Here is a 20,442-nt window from a genome sequence, read left to right on the forward strand (position 1 = left end):
CCCATTAAGCCCCCTCCGGTTCCACGGAGTTGGGGCCTAAGGCGTTTTCTCAATAGTTGATACGGCAATAGATAAGGAGGCACAAATGAAACTTATCCGCGATGTTCTTGCAGCAGATGCGCATATCTGCGATGCACTTGAATCCAAAAAACGCATCATTGCGCCGACTTCATTGCACCCATTTCTTGCATCAATTCGAGCAGCCGAGCGACCACTTTTAATTGTCACAAGCTCCAGCAGATCAAGTGAAGATTTAGTAAATGATCTCAGAGAATTACATGATGAAGTATTTGAATTTCCTGCCTGGGAAACTTTGCCACACGAGCGTTTAAGCCCTCGCAGTGACACTGTTGCACAACGCATCGCAACCTTAATTAAACTCAAGGAAAACAAAGCCCACAATCCGATTGTCGTTACTCCAGTGCGCGGACTTATTCATCGAATAATCAATTCTCTAGCCCAAACACCAGTGCGCCAATTAGCAGTGGGCATGCAATGCGATCTCAAAGATCTGATTAATCATTTAGGAGAACTGGCATACCAACGCACTGATTTGGTCGAACGTCGTGGAGAATTTGCGGTCCGCGGTGGCATCGTTGATGTGTTCCTTCCATTAGCAAATCAACCCGTTCGTATTGATTTCTTTGGTGATGAAATAGAAGACATTAGTTTCTTCGATGTTGCAGGACAACGCACAACTGGTGTTGCTACTGACAGTATAAAAATATTGCCATGTCGCGAGTTGCTACTCACTCCTGCAGTGCAAGCCAAGGCACGAGCCTTGATCAACGATTTTCCACAGGCATCTGAAATATTGGAAAAGTTATCAGAGGGCATTGCATCAGAAGGAATGGAGTCATTCATTCCGCTCTTGGTTGATTCAACTGAAAGTATTTTAGATCGCATGCCATCGAATACCGAAATAATTTTTATAGATGAAGAAAGAATTAGATCTAGAGCCGCAGATCTTCTAGCTACGAATGAAGAGTTTTATTTGGCTTCATGGCTTAACGCTGCAAGCGGTGGTGTGACACCACTACACAGTGGCGATGGCACATATATGCAGTGGGATGAGTTGAACGCAGAAATAGATAAAAACGGATTGCAACAACGAAGTTTTAACGTTTTCGGAAGTGATTTGGATAAAGAGTCAGTGTTCATAGAAGCACAAGCGATTGATCCTTTGCGAGGCAATACCGAGCGATTAGTAGATGAGTTTCGAAGCGCAGCAGATGCTGGGCAAACTTTAATTTTTGCAGCTCACGGTCATGGAATGCACGAGCGATATTCGAATCTTTTTAGAAGTGCTGAAATATCTGTTCGAGTTGTTACCTCCACAATTGCCTATGGTTTTAGCGTGCCATCTACACGGATTCTTTTCATTAGTGAGCGAGATTTATCTGGCAGCAAAGGTGCAATTAATAACACCGAAAAACTGCCATCAAAGCGTAAGACTGCTATCGATCCACTGGAATTAAAAGCAGGCGATTTTGTTGTGCACGAACAACACGGCATTGGTAGATATATCGAATTAGTTTCAAGAAGTGTTGCAGGAGTAACTCGTGAATATCTGGTTCTTGAATACGCATCTGCCAAACGCGGGCAACCAGGAGATCGAATCTTTGTTCCCACAGATTCTCTCGAGCAAGTAAGTAAATATGTGGGTGGTGAAACTCCAACTGTTCACCGAATCGGAAGTGGTGAATGGCAAAAGGCTAAGGGTCGGGCGCGTAAAGCTGTGCGTCAAATTGCTGGAGAACTTATTCGTTTATATGCCGCTCGCACTTCTTCTCCTGGTTTTGCATTCTCACCTGACACGCCGTGGCAACGCGAACTAGAAGATTCCTTTGCATATATCGAAACTCCAGATCAGCTCTCAACAATTAATGAAGTTAAAGCAGATATGGAACGTCCATACCCGATGGATCGAATTGTTTGTGGCGATGTGGGATATGGAAAGACTGAGATTGCAATCCGCGCTGCATTTAAAGCTGTGCAAGATGGTAAGCAAGTTGCAGTTTTGGTTCCAACTACATTGCTTGTGCAGCAACATACAAAGACATTCATCGAGCGATATTCCGGATTTCCAATCAAGGTCGCCGGACTATCTCGATTTAACACCGCAAAGGAGAGCAAAGAAATTTTGGCAGGTATGGAAGCCGGAGCCCTTGATGTGGTTGTTGGCACCCATCGAATTCTTTCTAATGATGTGCGCTTTAAGGATTTAGGATTAGTCGTCGTCGATGAAGAACAACGCTTTGGCGTTGAACAGAAAGAATCCCTTAAGAAACTGCGCACAACCGTGGATGTTTTAGCGATGTCCGCAACGCCAATTCCTCGAACCTTAGAGATGGCTGTTACAGGTATTCGTGAGATGTCCACGATTACAACTCCACCGGAAGAGCGCCATCCAATTTTGACTTACGTAGGAGCGCGCGATGATGCACAAATAACCGCTGCAATCCATCGTGAGTTGTTGCGAGATGGTCAGATTTTTTATATTCACAATCGAGTTGAATCAATTGATCAAGCGGCACAAAAACTACAAACACTTGTACCTGAAGCACGTATTCGTATCGCGCACGGTCAGATGAGTGAAGGCGCACTTGAAGATGTGATTCTTGCTTTTTGGAATAGAGATTTCGATGTTTTGGTGTGTACGACAATTGTTGAAAGTGGTTTAGATATCGCAAATGCCAACACGTTGATTGTGGAACGTGCTGATCTCTTTGGGCTCTCTCAGCTTCATCAACTTCGTGGTCGTGTTGGTCGTGGACGCGAACGTGCTTACGCATACTTCCTATTTCCACCAGATCAACCATTAAGTGAGTTAGCACATGATCGACTTAAAACCATTGCTGCCAACACCGAACTCGGTGCAGGTATGCGCGTTGCACTTAAGGACCTTGAAATTCGTGGAGCAGGAAATTTACTAGGTGGTGAACAATCAGGTCACATTGCTGACGTTGGGTTTGATTTATACATGCGCATGGTTGGTGAAGCAGTACATGAGTACAAATCTGGAATAATTGAAACTTCAGAACCAAACCATGAATGTAAAGTGGAATTGCCAATTAACGCTCATCTAGATGCTGCCTATGTAACGGGTGAGCGTTTGCGCTTAGATCTTTATCGTCGACTAGCAGATGTTCGAAACCGCGAAGATGTTGATGCGATAGAAGAAGAGTTGATGGATCGCTTCGGTGCACTTCCACAAGAAGCACAGACGCTTCTAGGTGTTGCCGCACTTCGTGCTTTTGCAAAGAGCATTTCATTGCGCGAAGTTGTTGCCCAAGGAAAATTTGTACGACTATCGCCCATAAGTTTGCCTGAATCGAAACAAATAACATTGGCTCGCTTGTATCCAGGATCACTCTATAAATCGGCATCATCAACGGTTTTAGTGGCTTTGCCCAAGAGCTCTGCGTGGAATCCGTCAGAAAGTACTGCTCCGATAGTGGATACTTCTCTTCTGGCTTGGGTAACACAGGTAGTTACCGAATTGGCACCAACGTCGAAAGGCAGTTCATCGTGAAAAAAGTTATTTCAATTGCGGCAGTTTCAGCAGCTCTATTGCTCACTGGTTGTTCGCAAGTTAGTTCAGCTGCCACCGTTGGATCAATCAAAATTGCTCAGGCAACTGTTCAAACGAGCATCGATGACATTATGGCTGAACGAGATACGGTCGACACCTCACAAATGCAATTGGCAACCGGGGAAGAACTTAACCGTGCACAAATGCGCTTTCATATTCTGACTGAGTTATTAATCGAAATAGGAACAAAAGTTAAAATAACTGTTTCTAAGGCAGAGATTGATACACGTCGTGCAAGCATTACAGAACAAGTCGGCGGACCAACAGGATTACCAGCTGCCCTTGTGGGTGCTGGAATTGCTGCAAAAGATTTTGATCAATACTTGCAAGGCATCATCATTGCTGAAAAATTAGGTCAAGCGTTGCAGGCAACAGGTGTAGCTGAAGATCAAATTGGTGCAGCTATTCAAAAATTAGTGGTTGATACAGCCAATGAGAAAAAAGTAACAGTTAATCCACGCTTCGGAGTCTGGGATTCTGCAACTGCAGATGTTGTACCTGCTGATTCAGCAGGATCTGCTGTCACTCCTTCTAACAAGTAAAAATCCGCGGTGACGGTATGAGCACTTCATACTTGCAACGTTTAGTTGAGGTGATGGATCAACTGCGTTCACCTGGTGGTTGCCCTTGGGATGCAGAGCAGACTCATGAGTCATTGATCAAGTACCTACTTGAAGAGTCCTATGAATTCATTGACACTGTCGCTGAATCAGATCGCAGTGGAATGCGCGAGGAACTTGGCGATGTTTTGTTACAGGTTTACTTCCACTCTCGCATCGCACAAGATCATCCAACCGATCCATTTTCTATCGAAGATGTGGCGAAGGTAATTACTGAAAAACTCATCAGCAGACACCCACATGTCTTTGGAGATACAAAAGTAAGTGGCAGCGATGAAGTAGTTGCGAATTGGGAAGAGATAAAAGCGGCGGAAAAGGGGCGCACATCTGCATTAGATGGGGTTGCAATCTCACAACCTGCTCTGTCCTTAATCAATAAGTTGCTCTATCGCGCAGAAAAATATGGCGTAGAAATAGACATGCCAACCTATCCTGAGAGTTTGCCGGCAACTTCTGAATCTGTTGGCAGTGCACTTCTTGCAGTAATTTCATGGGCGCACAAGAACGGAATAGATCCTGAAGATGCGCTACGTATGCAGAGCAAGCAAATAATGCGTGAGATTGCGCAGCAAGAGGCGCGGTAGGATTAGGCATTGCAACAACGAATTTAGAGGAGAATTAAGTGGCACTTATTGAAGCACTCGGTGCTCGTGAAATTCTTGATTCCCGTGGAAACCCAACGGTTGAAGTTGAAATTCAATTAGAAGATGGAACACAAGCTCGTGCTGCTGTTCCAAGTGGTGCATCAACTGGTGCCTTTGAAGCATCTGAACTTCGTGATGGTGGAAAAAGATATTTAGGAAAAGGCGTTGAAAAAGCGGTTGCATTCGTTAATGGAGAAATTGCCGCTGCAGTGATTGGATTAGATGCTCAAGATCAGCGCTTAGTAGATAGTGAAATGATCGCACTAGATGGAACACCAAATAAATCACGTCTCGGTGCTAATTCAATTCTCGGTGTCTCACTTGCAGTAGCAAAAGCACAAGCAGAAAGTGCCGACCTTTCACTATTTCGTTATTTAGGTGGACCTGACGCGCACCTTTTGCCTGTTCCAATGATGAATATTTTAAATGGTGGAGCACACGCTGATACAAATGTAGATATTCAAGAGTTTATGGTTGCTCCAATTGGCGCAGAAACATTTCGCGAATCACTTCGTTGGGGCGCAGAGATTTATCACGCACTTAAATCAGTGTTGAAAAAGCGTGGACTGGCAACAAGTGTTGGCGATGAGGGTGGTTTTGCTCCAAACCTAGAGAGCAACCGCGCAGCCCTTGACTTAATTATTGAAGCAATTACTTTGGCTGGATTTAAGCCAGGAAAAGAAATCGGACTTGCAATGGATGTTGCGGCCACAGAGTTTCATGAAAATGGCAAATATAAATTTGAAGGTTCAACAAAAACCTCTGAAGAAATGATTGCTTATTACACCTCTCTAGTAGACGCCTATCCACTTGTTTCTATTGAAGATCCACTGGATGAAGAGGATTGGGCGGGCTGGGCTTTGATGACTGAATCCCTCGGAAAACGCGTTCAAATTGTTGGAGATGACTTGTTTGTTACGAACCCAGTTCGATTGAAAAAGGGTATTGATTCCAACACTGCAAACGCACTTTTGGTTAAGGTCAATCAAATTGGAACACTCACAGAAACTCTCGATGCTGTAGATATGGCACATCGTGCGGATTACCGCAGCATGCTCAGTCACCGCTCAGGTGAAACCGAAGACACCACAATTGCAGATCTTGCAGTTGCAACTAATTGCGGACAGATTAAAACTGGTGCACCAGCACGCACTGAACGCGTTGCTAAATACAACCAGTTATTGCGTATTGAAGAAGAACTTGATGATGCTGCGGTTTATGCAGGTCGCGCGGCTTTCCCGCGATTTAAGGGATAAGTGATGGCACGACGTCGTCGATTAAATTTTAATAAACGACGCGGTAATAGTCGTGTGCTAACTCTTGCAACCATTCTTTTTTTGATGGCTTTAACTATTGCGCCACCAATAAAGCATTACTTCACTCAACGCGCTCAAATAAGTGCGCTTAAATCACAAGTTGAAAGTAACAATGAAGCACTCGAGCAGGCGCGCAAAGAGTTATTAATGTGGAGAGATCCCGAATATGTTAAATCTCAGGCACGTGAACGTCTGCACTTTGTCCTACCCGGTGAGCGTCAATACATTGTTACTGATTCAGCGGGACAGTACACAGAAGAAAGTGGCACAACCGTTGCAAGCAAGATTCCAGATGGACAACCTTGGTATGCGCGAATGATTGCATCGATTACGGAAACTCGAAATCAGTGAAAGATGTTCAATCCCGCGATCTTGATTGCATCCAATTTCAATTAGGTCGCACTCCAAGAGATGTGCATGCAATTGGTTACAGGTGTCCATGTTCAATGCCAGCAGTTGTGCAGACGCCTCCGCGACTCAGTGATGGCACACCATTTCCAACTTTCTACTATGCAACGTGTCCACGACTTACCGGTGCAATCTCTACTCTTGAATCATCAGGATTAATGGCAGAGATGAATGATCGCTTAGCCACTGACGCTGATTTAGCTGCTGCTTATGCAAGTGCACATAAGGCTTACTTAGCAGATCGCGACGCCCTGGGAATAGTTGTTGATGAAGTTGAAGGTATTTCTGCGGGTGGAATGCCTGATCGTGTGAAGTGTTTGCACTCACTCGTTGCACACTCACTCAGTGCTGGCCCAGGTGTGAATCCCCTAGGAGATGAAGCGTTAAGTAAATTGCCACAGTGGTGGATTGAAAATCCGTGTAATTCGGAGATGGATGCATGAGAGTTGCAGCAATAGATTGTGGAACAAATTCAATTAGATTATTAATTGCAGATATTGAAGGAACAAATTTTCGAGAAATTTATCGCACAATGGAGATTGTGCGACTTGGTCAGGGAGTCGACCAGACCAAGGCTTTTCATCCAGATGCCATTGCACGCACCCTTGCGGCGGTAGATTCATTTGCACAAGAGATTTCAAAGCGTGGAGTAGAGAAGATTCGTTTCTGTGCAACTAGTGCCACACGCGATGCCACAAATAGAGAGATATTTATAGATGGCGTGAAGCAGCGTCTAGGAATCGAACCTGAAGTTATTTCAGGAGAAGAAGAAGCAAAGCTCTCATTTATTGGCGCTACAAAAGAGTTTGCTGCAGATCAAGCACCATTTTTAGTCGTTGATATCGGTGGGGGATCTACCGAGTTTGTTTTCGGGCACTCTGACGTTGAATTCGCAAAGAGCGTGAACATTGGATGCGTGCGAATGACAGAGCGAAATATTCACTCGGATCCACCAAAATCTGAAGAAATCGAAAATACTCGAAATGACATTCAAGAAGCAATAGCGTTAGCTGCAACAATCGTTCCAATTACAAAAGCCAAAACTCTTATTGCTGTTGCTGGCACTGCAACTTCGGTGGCAGCAAGTGCATTAGAACTCGAGCAATACGACCGTCACTTAATTCACCTTGCCCGCGTTAGTGCTGAACAGACACACTTAGTTGCACTGAAATTTGAAAAAATGAATGCAGAGCAAAGATCTCATGTTGGTTTTTTACACCCGGGCCGTGCTGATGTGTTCGCTGCTGGTTCACTTGTTCTTTCAGAAATCATGAAGGCCACAGGGGCCACAGAATTTGTGGCATCCGAATCTGATATTTTGGACGGAATCGCCTGGTCTTTGGCCAGAAACTAAGGGGAATAAACCCCGAGCACTCCCTGTTTTATAAGTGGTTTCTGCGCTTGGGAAAACGGGTAGATTTGCCTACGTTGTAAAAAACGTGGCCCCTGTAGCCCAATGGCAGAGGCAGAGGACTTAAAATCCTTCCAGTGTGGGTTCGACCCCCACCGGGGGCACGAGCACTTACAAATACAAAAAGGAGAGCCACAAGTTATGCAAAGTTCAAACCCAGTACTGAACCGGTCATTTAAAAATCCGGGTTATGCAGCGGTTGATCCAAATAAACTTGAAGAAATCTATAACGCGCCGGCGGCATCATCTGCACGCACTGGTCGCATGACAATGGATGATGTTATTACTCGCACAGGAATGCTTCTTGCAGTTTTAGTTGCTGCAGGCGCAGTTTCATGGACACTAAATCTTGGTGGTGGAGTAGTTCTCATTTCACTTCTTGCAGGCTTCGCTCTTGCAATGGTCAATACATTTAGCAAAACAATTCGACCAGCTTTAATTCTTGCTTATGCTGGCGTGCAGGGCATCGCACTCGGTGCAATCAGCCACGTTCTTAACAGCGCTTATCCTGGAATTGCTGGACAAGCAGTTATGGGAACAATTTGTGCATTCGTAGGCATGCTCGTTGCTTATCGCAGTGGACGCATTCGTGTGACACCAAAGTTTACAAAGATGCTTATTGGCGCAGCAATGGGATATTTGTTGTTAGGTCTTGTCAGCATGATTGGTTCATTCGCTGGTCTGGGTGGCGGACTTGGACTCTTTGGAATTTCAGGTGTCGGTCCAATGATTGCTATTGCCGGCGTTGCACTTGCTAGCTTTTTCTTGATTTTAGATTTTGATGCGATTGAAAAGGGAGTTGCAGCAGCAGCCCCAGAGCAAGAGTCATGGCGAGCAGCCTTCGGACTTATGGTCACAATCGTCTGGCTCTATATGGAAATCTTGCGACTTCTATCTATTTTGCGTGGTCGCGACTAAATACAAATTACTTACTAGATTGCCCGAGATGCGAAGTGCGCGTCTCGGGCAATTTTGTTGCCACAGCAATTACTAAGAAGACAAGTAATGCACTAATTGCGAATGTTGCTCTGAAACCATAATGATCGGCGATGAAGCCAAGTGCTATTGGCGCAATCATTGCGCCAGCATCTCCAGACATTTGATAGAGCGCAATTACTTGCCCGCCCTTGCCTCTTAATACGTCGCCAACAATTGCTGCTGGAGTTGTTGAAAGAAAAGCCGAACCAAAGGCGCCAACAAACATAGAGAGTAGAAAGATCCAAGGATGAAAGGTGAGAACGAGAAGAACAACTGAGGTTCCAAGCAGTATGAGACCTGAGATAGCAGAGAATTTTCGACCACGCTTATCTGAAAGCCCTCCGGCTTTGAGTAAAAAAAGCCCTTGAACTACAGCTGAAATTGTAAAACCAACTCCAATAAATCCTGCAGATGATTTCATGTCTTCAACCATAAATAGTGGCAATACCGAACGACTCATCCCGAAGAGAACCCACGCTGTTACAAAAGAGATCATCAGTGCAATCACATAAGGCTTCATAGCTAGTGCATCACGGATTGATGTTTTAACAACAATAGATTTTTCTGTCGGTCTGGCAGCTAGAACAGAGTTACGAAGTAAGAAGCCACCGGCGACACTAGCAACTACAAGCAGAGCGGCATAAACAAGAAGAGGCGCTCTCAAAGAAATTGCAGTTAAAAACCCACCAATGACAGGCCCAGCCATCATGCCGACTAAGAAACTTCCGTTATATAAAGATTGTGCACGTGCCCGCTGATCATCGCTGACGGCGCGCAAAAGCATTGAACCTGCAGCAACAGAGAACATTGAAGAACCGAGTCCACCCGCAGCTCTAAAAATTAATAACTGTTCGTATGACTGAGCAAGCGCTGCGGCAAAAGAGGAGAGGGCAACGAATGCGATACCGACGGTAAAGACCAATCGCTCACCAAATTTATCAACGAATTTTCCAGAGATTAGTCCTGAAGCAAAGCGAGCAAGGGCAAATGCAGAAATGATCGAACCCACTTGAGCATTATTAACACCAAAAGATTTAGCAAAGAGTGGAATAGTCGGTGCGATAATTCCGAATCCAACTGCTACAAAAAATGAAGCAAAGACAAGCACACCAACCTCTCGCGGAAACTCCGCAAAAGGGTTGGTGAAGCCATTCTTAAACTTATTAGTCAATTGTTATCCGACTGCTTCGCCAGCGGCTTCTTCACGAGCGGCTGCATAATCTTTGTTTGTGCGAAGAGGTACTTCTCGAAGCATTAGAGCAAAGATAATTCCAAGAGCTGTAACAGGAGCTGCAGCAAGGAAAACCACGTGGAAAGAGTTCACAAATGCATCGAGTGCGGTGTTCTGTACAACTACTGGAAGATCTTTGAGAACTGCCGTATTTGAAGAAAGTTGCTTTAATTTTTCTGGGTCGAAACCGGAAACCGCGGATGGATTTGTAGCAGCCAGCTCGGTAAAACCTGATTGTAAATAATGAGTTACACGATTTGTCAGAATACTTCCAAATAGTGCGGTACCGAAAACGCTACCGAGTGATCTAAAGAATGTATTCGAACTTGTTGCAACACCCATATCTTTAAAATCTACAGAGTTTTGAAGCGCAATAACAATTGTTTGCATTGAAAGCCCAAGCCCTGCGCCGACCAGAATTGAAAAAATCGATAACTGCCAGAACGGTGTTTCGCGAGTGAGTGTGACCATAAGCAAAATACCAATGGTCATCAGGGTTGTTCCCATAACTGGGAATTTCTTATACTTACCAGATTTTGAAATTGCTTTTCCACTAAAGATTGAAGTTGAAACAATTCCGAGCATGAGAGGAATTAATTTAAGCCCTGCTTCAGTAGCAGAAGCTCCCTTAACTACCTGTAAGTACAGAGGCAACATGACAATAGCCCCGAACATTCCTGCGCCAATAACTGCACCCAAAATAGAGGTTAATGTGAACGTGTGATTTTTAAATAGCTCAAGCGGCAAGATTGGTTCTTGTGCTTTTGATTCCCAGTAGATGAAGAGAATTACAAGCACGATACCTGCAATGAAGTAAGCAATAGTTCGTGAATCTAACCAACCATGTTCTGGCCCGTAAATTGAAACGGTAAGGAGAATTGAAACTGTTGCAGCAACCATGAGAAGAGCGCCGAGATAATCGATTTTATGCTCGCGCTTAACTTTTGGAATATGAAGCACTGCAGAAGTAATAAGCAGCGCAGCAATTCCAAATGGCAAGTTAATATAGAAAATCCACCGCCATCCAGTGATACCAAGAATGGTTGCGTGATCAGAGAAAAAACCACCAAGTAGTGGACCGGCAACGGAAGAAAGTCCCCACACTGCACCGAAATAACCTTGATAGCGACCACGTTCACGTGGAGGAACGATGTCTCCGATAATCACAAATGTCAGTGCCATTAATCCACCAGCACCAAGACCTTGAAGTGCACGAGTTGCGATGAGCTGGGTCATATCTTGTGAAGCACCAGCTAAGAATGATCCGATAAGAAAAGTAACAATTGCGAATTGGAAAACAACGCGTCTTCCATAAATGTCAGAGATTTTTCCGTACAAAGGCGTTGAAGCTGTTGAGGTCAATAAGTAAGCAGTGACAACCCATGTGTAATGGTTTAAACCATTGAAATCTTCGACAATACTCTTTAGCGCCGTAGAGACAATGGTTTGATCGAGTGCTGCAAGGAGTAGGCCGGTCATTAGCCCACCAAGGATGACCATAATTTCGCGGTGTGTATGTTCTTTCGTCGGAGCATTGCTCATTTAAAAGCCTTTCAAATCATTATTTACATTGCTTTGTATGTGGCAAAGTCATCTGCAATAGCGGTAAGTTTACTCCGTGAAATCAGTAATCGCGGACAATCTGGTGAAGACCTATAACAAAGGTAATGTGAAAGCACTTGATGGTTTGAGCCTTGATGTTGAAGAAGGCACTGTTTTAAGCGTGCTTGGTCCAAATGGTGCTGGTAAAACTACAACTGTGAGAATTCTTGCAACGCTGCTCACTCCCAATTCCGGAAGCGCAACAGTGGGCGGAATCGATGTAATTAAGCATCCTGAAAAAGTTCGGCAGATTATTGGACTTTCAGGCCAGTATGCAGCAGTAGATGAAACGTTGACCGGCTGGGATAACTTAGTCATGTTCGGTCGTTTGTATCACTTGAATAAAAAAGCAGCTATTAAACGTGCAGATGAATTACTAGAGCGATTTTCTTTAACTGATAGTGCAAAGCGGCCGATCAAAACTTATTCGGGCGGAATGCGTCGCCGCTTGGATTTAGCAGCATCACTGATTGTGCAACCTAAAGTTTTATTTCTAGATGAACCAACGACTGGATTGGATCCTCGTGGTCGTCAGGAAATGTGGGGCGTCATTGAAGAGTTAGTTAAAGGCGGAGTGACCTTACTTTTGACAACCCAGTACTTGGAAGAAGCAGATCAACTTGCAGATGACATTGTTGTTATTGACCATGGAAAAGTTATTGCGCGTGGCACATCAGATGCCCTAAAGAGAGAGGTCGGCGGAGAGCGCTTAGAAGTTGTTGTTGATCACGCAGACATATCCAAGACTTTAGAAATAGTTGCTCGCGTCAGCGGAAATAAAGCAAGCCTGGATGAAGGACTTCGCAGAATTTCAGCACCTGTCTCAACAGGCTCCATGGCGCTGATGGAAGTATTGCGTTCTATGGACTCTGAAGGAATACACGCCCTCGATGTTGGTTTAAAGCGTCCATCCCTTGATGATGTATTTATGTCTCTTACTGGTCATGCTGCAGAAGTAGAGGAAGTGAAATAATGAACGCCATTAGCGATTCAATAGTTATTACAAAGCGCCAACTACTTCAGTTGGCTCGCGTTCCTGAAGTTTTAATCTTTTCAACAATTCAGCCGGTGATGTTTGTTTTACTCTTTAGATATGTATTTGGTGGCTCCATTGAAACAGGACAACCAGGTGGTTACGTTCAACTCTTAATGCCTGGAATCTTTGTGCAGACAGTAGCCTTTACATTGGCTGCAACAGCTTCTGGTCTTGCAGAAGATATGAAAAAGGGTTTAATAGATCGATTTAGATCACTTCCAATCGCGCGTTCTGCTCTCATCCTTGGGCGAACACTCGGTGATTCATTACTTAACATCGTCGTACTTGCCGTGATGGGTATTGCAGGTTTCGTTGTGGGATGGCGTCCAACCTCTGGCGTATTTAGCATTATTTTGGCCTTTTTGTTCTTACTATTTTTTGGTTACGCACTTTCATGGGTTGGTATTTACATTGGTCTTTCCGCACGAGATGCGCGCGTAGTTCAAAACGTAAGCTTCTTGGTTACTTTCCCATTAACATTTTTATCAAATGCTTTCGCGCCAACAACGGGAATGCCAAGACCACTTCAATACGTGGCAGAATGGAATCCAGTTTCAACGATGGTTGCTGCTTGTCGCCAACTCTTTGGACTTGAAAATGAATTTGGCGCGACGGCAGGATCGTTTCCCAGTGAGAATCCGCTGACGATGTCACTTATTTATATGGCAATAATTATGATTATTTTTGTGCCGATGAGTGTGAAGAAATATCAGAACGCGAGTAATTAAGAGTAATTCTCTGCGTGCTTGATTTGAACTGAAATAGTTTTTCCATTGGGTGCGGTATATGAAACGTTTTCTCCAACTTTGGCGCCCATCACAGCAGAGCCAAGTGGAGATTTCTCGCTATAAACATCTAGGTCACCGGATGCAATCTCGCGCGAACCGAGTAGAAATTTAGTTTCATCTCCAGCCACAATTGCTGTGACAACCATTCCCGCACCAACGACACCATCGGCGCTAGCCGGTGGAGTTCCGATGTGAGCATTTTCTAACATCTGCTTGAGCTGACGAATACGCGCTTCAATTTTGCCTTGCTCATCACGTGCAGCGTGGTAGCCACCATTTTCTTTTAAGTCACCTTCGGCGCGTGCTGCTTCAATTTTTTTAATAATTTCTGTGCGCGCTTCGCCTTCAAGGTGCGCCAATTCAGCAGCTAAACGATCAGCTGCTTCTTGGGTGAGCCACGTCTGAGTAGTCATAAGGGGAGTAACGGTAGCGAATGCTCCAGTAATTGTGAATTGAGTTATTTCACTCGGCAGCGTGCAACGATCGCTGTGGCTGCAGCGCTACGCGTAGGAACCTCTGTAATGCGTTCGAATTTTGCAAGGCCAGGGGTGATTTCATCCTCGATTTCGCCCACGATATTTTTCTTAATATCTCTTGCCTGCAATGTGCAGGTAGCCGCAGAGCTTGCATCATTTCGTTGAACTGCGTATCTGATTGAAACCTTTTCATCAGAGAGCACGGAGAAAGAAATAAGTGTGGTTCGAAACTCGGGTTTTGCTTGATACAAACCTGCCCAGAAAATCCAGATGATTCCGACAATGGCAATAAGTGTTGCGGGCAACTTCCATCCTTTAGATGCTCGCACCCCATACCTATCCTCGTATGAGAATTCTGAGGACCCCGTTGAATTCATGTGCACAGATTATCGTGGAAAGTGAGAGGATTTATACATGCAAAAAAGTGTTGATATGGGCCTTGCAGGCTCTCTAACGATGATTTTCTTAACAGTTGCGGTCGTGTTATTACTTCGCAATTTCTACAAACGATTTAACAGATTACAAAAAAGTAAAGACGAAGAACAGAGTTAAATTCTCCTGTGGTTAAGAAGTTTTTTGAGTACACAGCCCTTGTTCTTATCGCTGCGGTTTTTGTTGGACTCGGGTTATGGCAATTAGATCGAGCACGCGATTTAAAGATCATTCTCAATGCTCCGGCCCCTGCGATAACAGCGCCGGTGGCGCTACAAGTTCTTGCCAAACCACGCACTGCCCTAGACACCGCAGTAGATAGCAAAACAATTAGTGCCTCTGGTTTCTATGTGGCAAATTTTAAAGCTCCCAATCAAGTAGATGGCACAGGTGTTGTCAATGATTGGGAAGTTGCACTGATGCAAGTCGATACGACTGCGGCAATATTGGTAGTTCGTGGTTTGTGGTCAGAGCGATTAAATGAGCCACAACTTTCAATGTCGAATCGAATAGAACTGACTGGAATATTGCGAGCACATCAAAATGAAGATCGAGCGCTGAACTCTGCCGGTGTGATTTCCAGACTTGATAGCAGCGTCATCGTTGGGCTGACAGATCTAGATCTCTATGACGGATATGTCATAGCAGTGGATGAAAAATTACGTGATGGTGATATTTCTCGAGCACGAGTAACGCCAGAGATGCGGACTGCTCGAATACCTGGCTTTTATTGGCAACATATTTCATATGTTGTAGTTTGGTGGCTCATGGCGGCGGTGGTTCTTTACCTTCCGATATATCGTCGTAGAGTTGCGCACTAGGAGGCAAATATGAGCGGTGTATTAATGCGATTTAGAGTGATGGCGATTATTGCTGGAGTTATGTCACTTCTCTTATGGTTTGGCTATATGCCTGCTAAATACCTGCTTGATAATCCATCACTTGTAGATCTCGTGCGATGGGTACCAATAGTTCATGGCTATCTCTATCCAATTTATATTTTGACTGCAATCCAGTTTGCAGCGGTGGCACGTTTTCCACTCAAGCGCATGATTGGATTTATCTTGGCCGGAACTCTTCCAGTTGCTTCTCTGATTGCGGAGCGCCGTGTTGTTAAGCAGTTCTCGTAAATTAATTAAATCTGCACTCTATCCACTCTATGAGTGGAGACTTGTTCGTGCTCTAGATTTTTCGCAAACCCCACACCACGTCGGTGTAATTCTGGATGGAAACAGGCGATGGGCAAAAGCCAATCAATTAGATTCAACAGATATTGGTGTCACAAATTCATCCAGAGGTCACCGAGCGGGCGCTGAAAAGATTATTGAATTCTTAGGCTGGTGTGATGAAGCAGAAGTTCGTGTTGTCACTCTATGGCTGCTTTCAACAGATAATTTCAAAAGGTCAGAAGAAGAACTAGAAGCGCTGCTTCGAATCATCGGTGAAACAGTCGATGCCCTGGCTGCCACAAAGCGTTGGAACATCAAGGCTGTGGGAGCGCTGGATTTGCTGCCAGAGTGGTTAGCCAAGAAGTTAACTGATCTCAAACCATTTAGAAACGATGGCGTGGAAGTAAATGTGGCAATTAGTTATGGTGGGCGTCGAGAAATTGTTGATGCGGTAAAAACATACTTACAAACCAGCGCCGATCAAGGCAAGAGCTTGAGTGATGCCACAGCGGCTTTGGACTCAGATGAAATTTCCAAGTACTTATACACCGCAGGCCAACCAGATCCTGAGTTAATAATTAGAACATCTGGTGAACAAAGACTCGGTGGCTTCTTGTTGTGGCAGAGCGCACTTTCTGAGTACTACTTTTGTGAAGCTTATTGGCCAGACTTTCGTCGTGTCGATTTTTTTAGAGCCCTCAGAGCCTATTCTTTGCGACATAGGCGATTCGGGGGATAACGATTGACTGCTAGTAACAAAGGGCGAAAGACATATGTTCTAGATACCAGCGTATTACTTGCAGACCCGGGGGCCCTGGCTCGCTTTGCCGAACATGAAGTTGTAGTTCCCATCACTGTTATTGGTGAGTTAGAAACAAAACGCGATCATCCTGAATTGGGATATTTTGCGCGTGCAGCACTTCGCTCACTCGATGACATTCGCTTGAAATACGGTCGTCTCGATCAAGAAATTAAAATTAATGCAGAGGGCGGAACTCTCTCAGTTGAGTTAAACCACACAGACCTGAGCTCAATGCCTCACGGATTCTTACGGGATGGCACAAATGATTCACGCATTCTGGCTATTGCAAAAAACTTGATGTCAGATGGCAAAGACGTCGTTCTAGTCACAAAAGATTTGCCACTTCGTGTGAAGGCATCTTCAGTCGGCGTTGAAGCAGAAGAGTATTTAGCCGAATTAGTTTCAAATAGTGGCTGGACTGGGATCGTTGAACTCAGTGTTGGCTCAGGTGTGATTGATGATTTATATGCATCAGATTTTGCCGATCACGAAGAAGCGCATTCGTTGCCAATTCATACAGGCGTTGTCCTTCACTCTGATCGCGCCAGCGCCCTTGCCAGAGTGACACCAGATAAAAGATTGCAATTAGTCCGTGGAGATCGCACCGCCTTTGGGCTACATGGCAGAAGCGCCGAACAGAGAATTGCGTTGGATTTATTACTCGATCCTGAAATCGGAATTATCTCCATGGGTGGTCGAGCCGGTACCGGAAAATCCGCGCTCGCATTATGTGCCGGACTTGAAGCGGTCATGGAGCGAAGGGCTCACAAGAAGATTGTGATATTTCGCCCCCTCTATCCAGTTGGTGGCCAAGAGTTGGGATATCTACCTGGCAGTGAAGGCGAAAAAATGTCGCCGTGGGCCCAAGCTGTCTTTGACACTCTCGGCGCCCTGGTTAGCCAACCGATTATTGATGAAATCATTTCAAGAGGTTTAATTGAAGTGCTGCCTTTGACCCATATTCGCGGTCGCTCACTGCATGACTCATTTGTGATCGTCGATGAAGCCCAATCACTAGAACGCGGAGTCTTGCTCACCGTGCTCTCTCGAATCGGACAGGGCTCAAGAGTTGTACTAACCCACGATGTTGGACAGCGAGATAACCTTCGAGTCGGCCGCCACGACGGAGTCGTCGCAGTAGTTGAGACTTTAAAGGGCCATCCGCTCTTTGCCCACGTGACGCTGACCCGCTCAGAGCGCTCAGCGATTGCAGCCCTGGTCACAGAAATGCTGGAAGGTCCGATTTCTAGCTAAAGTTTAATCTCACACTCACATTTGCGACATTTCGGACTTTCCCAGCGCTGACCTGCGCTTTTACTTATCCCCACCTTGCGACTTTTATATGAATTTGCGACTCACGCCCGTATTAAGTTGCTCGACTCACCCCTACAAGACACTCTAAAGCCATTCCCCTTGGCATCGAGCCCTGAAATTTTCAGGGCCTTAGGCGCTGCGGGTAGAAATCGAGACAGGTAAGGAGGGCGTCATGAGAAAGACAATGCTTGCGATCTGGGCAAGTGTGGCGACCCTACTTTTCGTTACCAGCGCTCAACCAACTGCCTATGGTCTTGAATTTCCGATGACCACCAGACTTGTTCTTCCGGAATCGCCAGCGGCGACTCCTTTATTAGTCGCCGTTCCTTCAACTGCGACCTCTATCTCGGCTTCCCTGACTTCGGCCCTGGATTCCAGACGGACAGTTTTTTCACATGAGATCGCCTTGGTTTCGGCCAAGAGTCTTTTCATAGAAGCTGCTCGCGAACCAAACGGGGCTAAGCGAATTGCCAAAGAGATGATGGCCTCTGAATATGGCTGGGGCGAGAATCAATACACATGCCTTAATCGCCTATGGACAAAAGAGAGTCACTGGAATTACAAGGCACGTAACCCTCGTTCAGGTGCACACGGAATTGCCCAAGCCCTTCCTGCTACGAAGATGGAAAAAGTCGGAGCAGATTGGCGAACAAATCCAGTTACCCAAATTCAGTGGGGATTACTTTATATTTCAGAACGCTATGGCACACCTTGCGCGGCCTTTAGCAAATGGCGCAGAAGTAACTACTACTAAAGCGGCTTCTTTCCGATTGTTAGCGGCTTAGAAGTTTCTGCAAAAAAATCATTTCCTTTATCGTCAACAACAATAAATGCTGGAAAATCAACGACATCAATTTTCCAGACTGCTTCCATACCTAACTCTTCATAATCCAGGACTTCAACTTTTTTAATGCAATCTTGAGCAAGTCTGGCAGCAGGTCCGCCAATAGAACCAAGATAAAAACCACCGTGCTCTTTACACGCATTGGTCACAGGCAGCGAGCGATTTCCTTTTGCCAACATGACATATGAACCACCGCGTGATTGGAAATACTCGACGTATGAATCCATACGGCCAGCAGTTGTCGGACCAAAAGATCCCGATGCATATCCGGCAGGAGTCTTTGCGGGGCCGGCGTAATACACAGCAAAATCTTTTAGGTAAGAAGGCATCGGCGCGCCAGCATCCATCGCCTCTTTAATCTTTGCATGCGCTAAATCGCGCGCCACAACAAGGGTTCCAGAGAGTGATAGTCGAGTCTTTACTGGGTGCTTGGATAACTCTGCACGGATTTTTTCCATTGGTTGATTAAGGTCGATGTTTACAACACCATCGTTGAGATGTTCATCGTGAGTATCGGGTAAGAAGCGAGCAGGATCTCGCTCCATTTCCTCAATGAAAACGCCCTCTTTAGTGATCTTCGCTTTTGCTTGGCGGTCTGCAGAACAAGAGACAGCTATTGCGATTGGCAGTGATGCACCATGTCGCGGTAATCGCACAACTCGAACGTCGTGACAAAAGTACTTTCCACCAAATTGTGCACCGATTCCTAATGTGCGAGTGAGTTCGAGAACTTGTTTTTCTAATTCAATATCTCTAAATCCATGGCCTGTTTTGGCATCTCCTGAAGTAGGTAGTGAATCCAAGTAATGCGTGCTTGCTAACTTTGCTGTCTTGAGAGTGTGCTCGGCGCTAGTGCCACCAATAACAATTGCAAGGTGATACGGAGGACAAGCCGCAGTTCCAATTGAACGAAGTTTTTCATCCAGCCATGTCATAAAGCTTGCAGGATTAAGCACTGCTTTGGTTTCTTGATACAAAAATGATTTATTGGCGCTTCCGCCACCTTTGGCAATAAACAAAAAGTTGTATTCATCTGGGTGATCGCTATCGGCCATGATTTCAATCTGTGCGGGCAAGTTATTGCCTGTGTTTTTCTCTTCCCAGGTAGTAACTGGAGCAAGTTGTGAATAGCGAAGATTCAAAGTTGTAAAGGCGTTATAGATTCCCTTTGAAATAACCTCTTCATCTTTACTCTGCGTAAAAACATTTTGTCCTTTTTTGGCCATGACAAGTGCGGTACCTGTGTCTTGGCACATAGGCAAAATTCCACCTGCAGAGATATTGGCATTCTTCAAAAGATCTAAGGCCACGAAACGATCATTGGGAGAGCTCTCTGGGTCTTTTAAAATACTTGCTAATTGCTCGAGATGCTCAGTGCGCAAATAATGTGAAATATCGTGCATCGCAGTTGAAGTCAGCGCTTCAATAGCTTCTGGTGCGATTGTAAGGATTTCTCGGTTGCCAATTTTTTCTGTGGAAACCCCAGCAGTGCCTAAATTGCGGTACTTAGTTGAATCTTTTCCAAGTGGCAATAAATCACTATATGAAAAATCAGGTGCCATTTTTATTCTGCTTTGGGTTTCGCAGCGCTTAACTTTTTACGCGCACCATCTAGCCACTCTTGGCATATTCCAGCTAACTCTTCGCCACGCTCCCATAACTTCAGTGACTCTTCCAAGGTTGCGCTTCCGGCTTCGAGCAAGGAAACAACTTGCGCTAACTCTTCGCGCGCTGCTTCATAGGAAAGCTTTTTCTCCGTAGCCATGTGATAAATGT

General features: G+C 45.1%; 22 protein-coding genes and 1 tRNA gene. 17 read left to right on the top strand and 6 right to left on the bottom strand.

The genetic code is table 11. The annotated features are described in order from the left end of the window. Nucleotides 1-85: 85 nt before the first annotated feature. From mfd to PHILAsVB114_RS01020, 9 genes are all read left to right on the top strand, one after another. The gene (gene mfd / locus PHILAsVB114_RS00980; protein ID WP_095697553.1) at nt 86-3,535 is read left to right on the top strand and encodes a transcription-repair coupling factor; all 3,450 of its coding nucleotides are present in this window, start codon (nt 86-88) and stop codon (nt 3,533-3,535) included. After that, complete coding sequence (locus tag PHILAsVB114_RS00985; protein ID WP_095697554.1) at nt 3,532-4,137, top strand: hypothetical protein; 606 nt, start codon at nt 3,532-3,534, stop codon at nt 4,135-4,137. The genes mfd and PHILAsVB114_RS00985 overlap by 4 nt, the downstream gene beginning before the upstream one ends. A 17-nt stretch (nt 4,138-4,154) precedes the next feature. Next, a complete protein-coding gene (locus PHILAsVB114_RS00990; RefSeq protein WP_095697555.1) occupies nt 4,155-4,799 on the top strand; it encodes a nucleoside triphosphate pyrophosphohydrolase in 645 nt (214 codons plus the stop codon). Nucleotides 4,800-4,837: 38 nt separating this feature from the next. Then, nucleotides 4,838-6,115, top strand: coding sequence for a phosphopyruvate hydratase (gene eno / locus PHILAsVB114_RS00995; RefSeq protein WP_095697556.1), 1,278 nt, complete (start codon nt 4,838-4,840; stop codon nt 6,113-6,115). 3 nt (nt 6,116-6,118) lie between these two features. Then, nucleotides 6,119-6,526, top strand: coding sequence for an FtsB family cell division protein (locus tag PHILAsVB114_RS01000; protein WP_095698640.1), 408 nt, complete (start codon nt 6,119-6,121; stop codon nt 6,524-6,526). Then, complete coding sequence (locus PHILAsVB114_RS01005; RefSeq protein ID WP_236850895.1) at nt 6,523-7,026, top strand: DUF501 domain-containing protein; 504 nt, start codon at nt 6,523-6,525, stop codon at nt 7,024-7,026. Before PHILAsVB114_RS01000 ends, PHILAsVB114_RS01005 begins: the two co-directional genes overlap by 4 nt. Next, nucleotides 7,023-7,937: a Ppx/GppA phosphatase family protein gene (locus PHILAsVB114_RS01010; protein ID WP_095697557.1), complete on the top strand. Its 915-nt coding sequence runs from the start codon at nt 7,023-7,025 to the stop codon at nt 7,935-7,937. The genes PHILAsVB114_RS01005 and PHILAsVB114_RS01010 overlap by 4 nt, the downstream gene beginning before the upstream one ends. Before the next feature lie 88 nt (nt 7,938-8,025). After that, nucleotides 8,026-8,098: transfer RNA gene (locus tag PHILAsVB114_RS01015), tRNA-Leu, on the top strand. A gap of 37 nt (nt 8,099-8,135) precedes the next feature. Further along, nucleotides 8,136-8,912: a Bax inhibitor-1/YccA family protein gene (locus PHILAsVB114_RS01020; protein ID WP_095697558.1), complete on the top strand. Its 777-nt coding sequence runs from the start codon at nt 8,136-8,138 to the stop codon at nt 8,910-8,912. 7 nt (nt 8,913-8,919) lie between these two features. On the opposite strand, the gene PHILAsVB114_RS01025 is transcribed toward PHILAsVB114_RS01020, so the two are convergent. Together PHILAsVB114_RS01025 and PHILAsVB114_RS01030 are read right to left on the bottom strand one after the other, a co-directional pair. Continuing rightward, a complete protein-coding gene (locus PHILAsVB114_RS01025) occupies nt 8,920-10,080 on the bottom strand; it encodes an MFS transporter (RefSeq protein ID WP_204246805.1) in 1,161 nt (386 codons plus the stop codon). A gap of 66 nt (nt 10,081-10,146) precedes the next feature. Next, nucleotides 10,147-11,745: an MDR family MFS transporter gene (locus tag PHILAsVB114_RS01030; RefSeq protein WP_095697560.1), complete on the bottom strand. Its 1,599-nt coding sequence runs from the start codon at nt 11,743-11,745 to the stop codon at nt 10,147-10,149. A 76-nt stretch (nt 11,746-11,821) separates the two neighbouring features. Between PHILAsVB114_RS01030 and PHILAsVB114_RS01035 the strand changes: the two genes are divergently transcribed. Further along, nucleotides 11,822-12,778 carry an efflux ABC transporter ATPase subunit, DrrA-related gene (locus PHILAsVB114_RS01035; protein ID WP_095697561.1) on the top strand — a complete coding sequence of 319 codons (957 nt, stop codon included), beginning with the start codon at nt 11,822-11,824 and terminating at the stop codon, nt 12,776-12,778. Then, nucleotides 12,775-13,569, top strand: coding sequence for an ABC transporter permease (locus PHILAsVB114_RS01040; protein WP_095697562.1), 795 nt, complete (start codon nt 12,775-12,777; stop codon nt 13,567-13,569). The genes PHILAsVB114_RS01035 and PHILAsVB114_RS01040 overlap by 4 nt, the downstream gene beginning before the upstream one ends. Here PHILAsVB114_RS01040 and greA read toward each other — a convergent pair. Together greA and PHILAsVB114_RS01050 are read right to left on the bottom strand one after the other, a co-directional pair. Then, on the bottom strand, nt 13,566-14,042 hold the full coding sequence (greA, locus tag PHILAsVB114_RS01045) for a transcription elongation factor GreA (RefSeq protein WP_095697563.1): 477 nt from the start codon (nt 14,040-14,042) through the stop codon (nt 13,566-13,568). The genes PHILAsVB114_RS01040 and greA overlap by 4 nt on opposite strands. Before the next feature lie 44 nt (nt 14,043-14,086). Continuing rightward, entirely contained in the window at nt 14,087-14,434 is a 348-nt protein-coding gene (locus tag PHILAsVB114_RS01050; protein ID WP_157906132.1) for a DUF4307 domain-containing protein, read from the bottom strand. An 85-nt stretch (nt 14,435-14,519) separates the two neighbouring features. On the opposite strand from PHILAsVB114_RS01050, the gene PHILAsVB114_RS06970 reads away from it, so the two are divergent. The 6 genes from PHILAsVB114_RS06970 to PHILAsVB114_RS01075 all read left to right on the top strand — a co-directional run bounded on the left by PHILAsVB114_RS06970 (nt 14,520) and on the right by PHILAsVB114_RS01075 (nt 18,576). After that, nucleotides 14,520-14,657: a hypothetical protein gene (locus PHILAsVB114_RS06970; RefSeq protein WP_204246807.1), complete on the top strand. Its 138-nt coding sequence runs from the start codon at nt 14,520-14,522 to the stop codon at nt 14,655-14,657. 8 nt (nt 14,658-14,665) lie between these two features. After that, entirely contained in the window at nt 14,666-15,358 is a 693-nt protein-coding gene (locus PHILAsVB114_RS01055; protein ID WP_095697565.1) for an SURF1 family cytochrome oxidase biogenesis protein, read from the top strand. Between the two features lie 9 nt (nt 15,359-15,367). After that, complete coding sequence (locus PHILAsVB114_RS01060; protein WP_095698643.1) at nt 15,368-15,667, top strand: DUF3817 domain-containing protein; 300 nt, start codon at nt 15,368-15,370, stop codon at nt 15,665-15,667. Then, on the top strand, nt 15,648-16,445 hold the full coding sequence (locus PHILAsVB114_RS01065) for an isoprenyl transferase (protein ID WP_095698642.1): 798 nt from the start codon (nt 15,648-15,650) through the stop codon (nt 16,443-16,445). The genes PHILAsVB114_RS01060 and PHILAsVB114_RS01065 overlap by 20 nt, the downstream gene beginning before the upstream one ends. Nucleotides 16,446-16,448: 3 nt before the next feature. Beyond that, nucleotides 16,449-17,762, top strand: a complete 1,314-nt coding sequence (locus PHILAsVB114_RS01070; protein WP_095697566.1) for an RNA 5'-3' helicase PhoH2 — start codon at nt 16,449-16,451, stop codon at nt 17,760-17,762. A gap of 232 nt (nt 17,763-17,994) precedes the next feature. Next, entirely contained in the window at nt 17,995-18,576 is a 582-nt protein-coding gene (locus PHILAsVB114_RS01075) for an aggregation-promoting factor C-terminal-like domain-containing protein (protein WP_095697567.1), read from the top strand. Here the strand turns inward: PHILAsVB114_RS01075 and PHILAsVB114_RS01080 are convergent. Both PHILAsVB114_RS01080 and PHILAsVB114_RS01085 read right to left on the bottom strand, forming a co-directional pair. Further along, nucleotides 18,573-20,228: a fumarate hydratase gene (locus PHILAsVB114_RS01080; RefSeq protein ID WP_095697568.1), complete on the bottom strand. Its 1,656-nt coding sequence runs from the start codon at nt 20,226-20,228 to the stop codon at nt 18,573-18,575. The genes PHILAsVB114_RS01075 and PHILAsVB114_RS01080 overlap by 4 nt on opposite strands. 2 nt (nt 20,229-20,230) lie before the next feature. Next, a complete protein-coding gene (locus tag PHILAsVB114_RS01085) occupies nt 20,231-20,431 on the bottom strand; it encodes an exodeoxyribonuclease VII small subunit (RefSeq protein ID WP_095697569.1) in 201 nt (66 codons plus the stop codon). Nucleotides 20,432-20,442: the final 11 nt, after the last annotated feature.

It is taken from the genome of Candidatus Planktophila limnetica, assembly GCF_002288365.1.
Lineage (GTDB): Bacteria > Actinomycetota > Actinomycetes > Nanopelagicales > Nanopelagicaceae > Planktophila > Planktophila limnetica.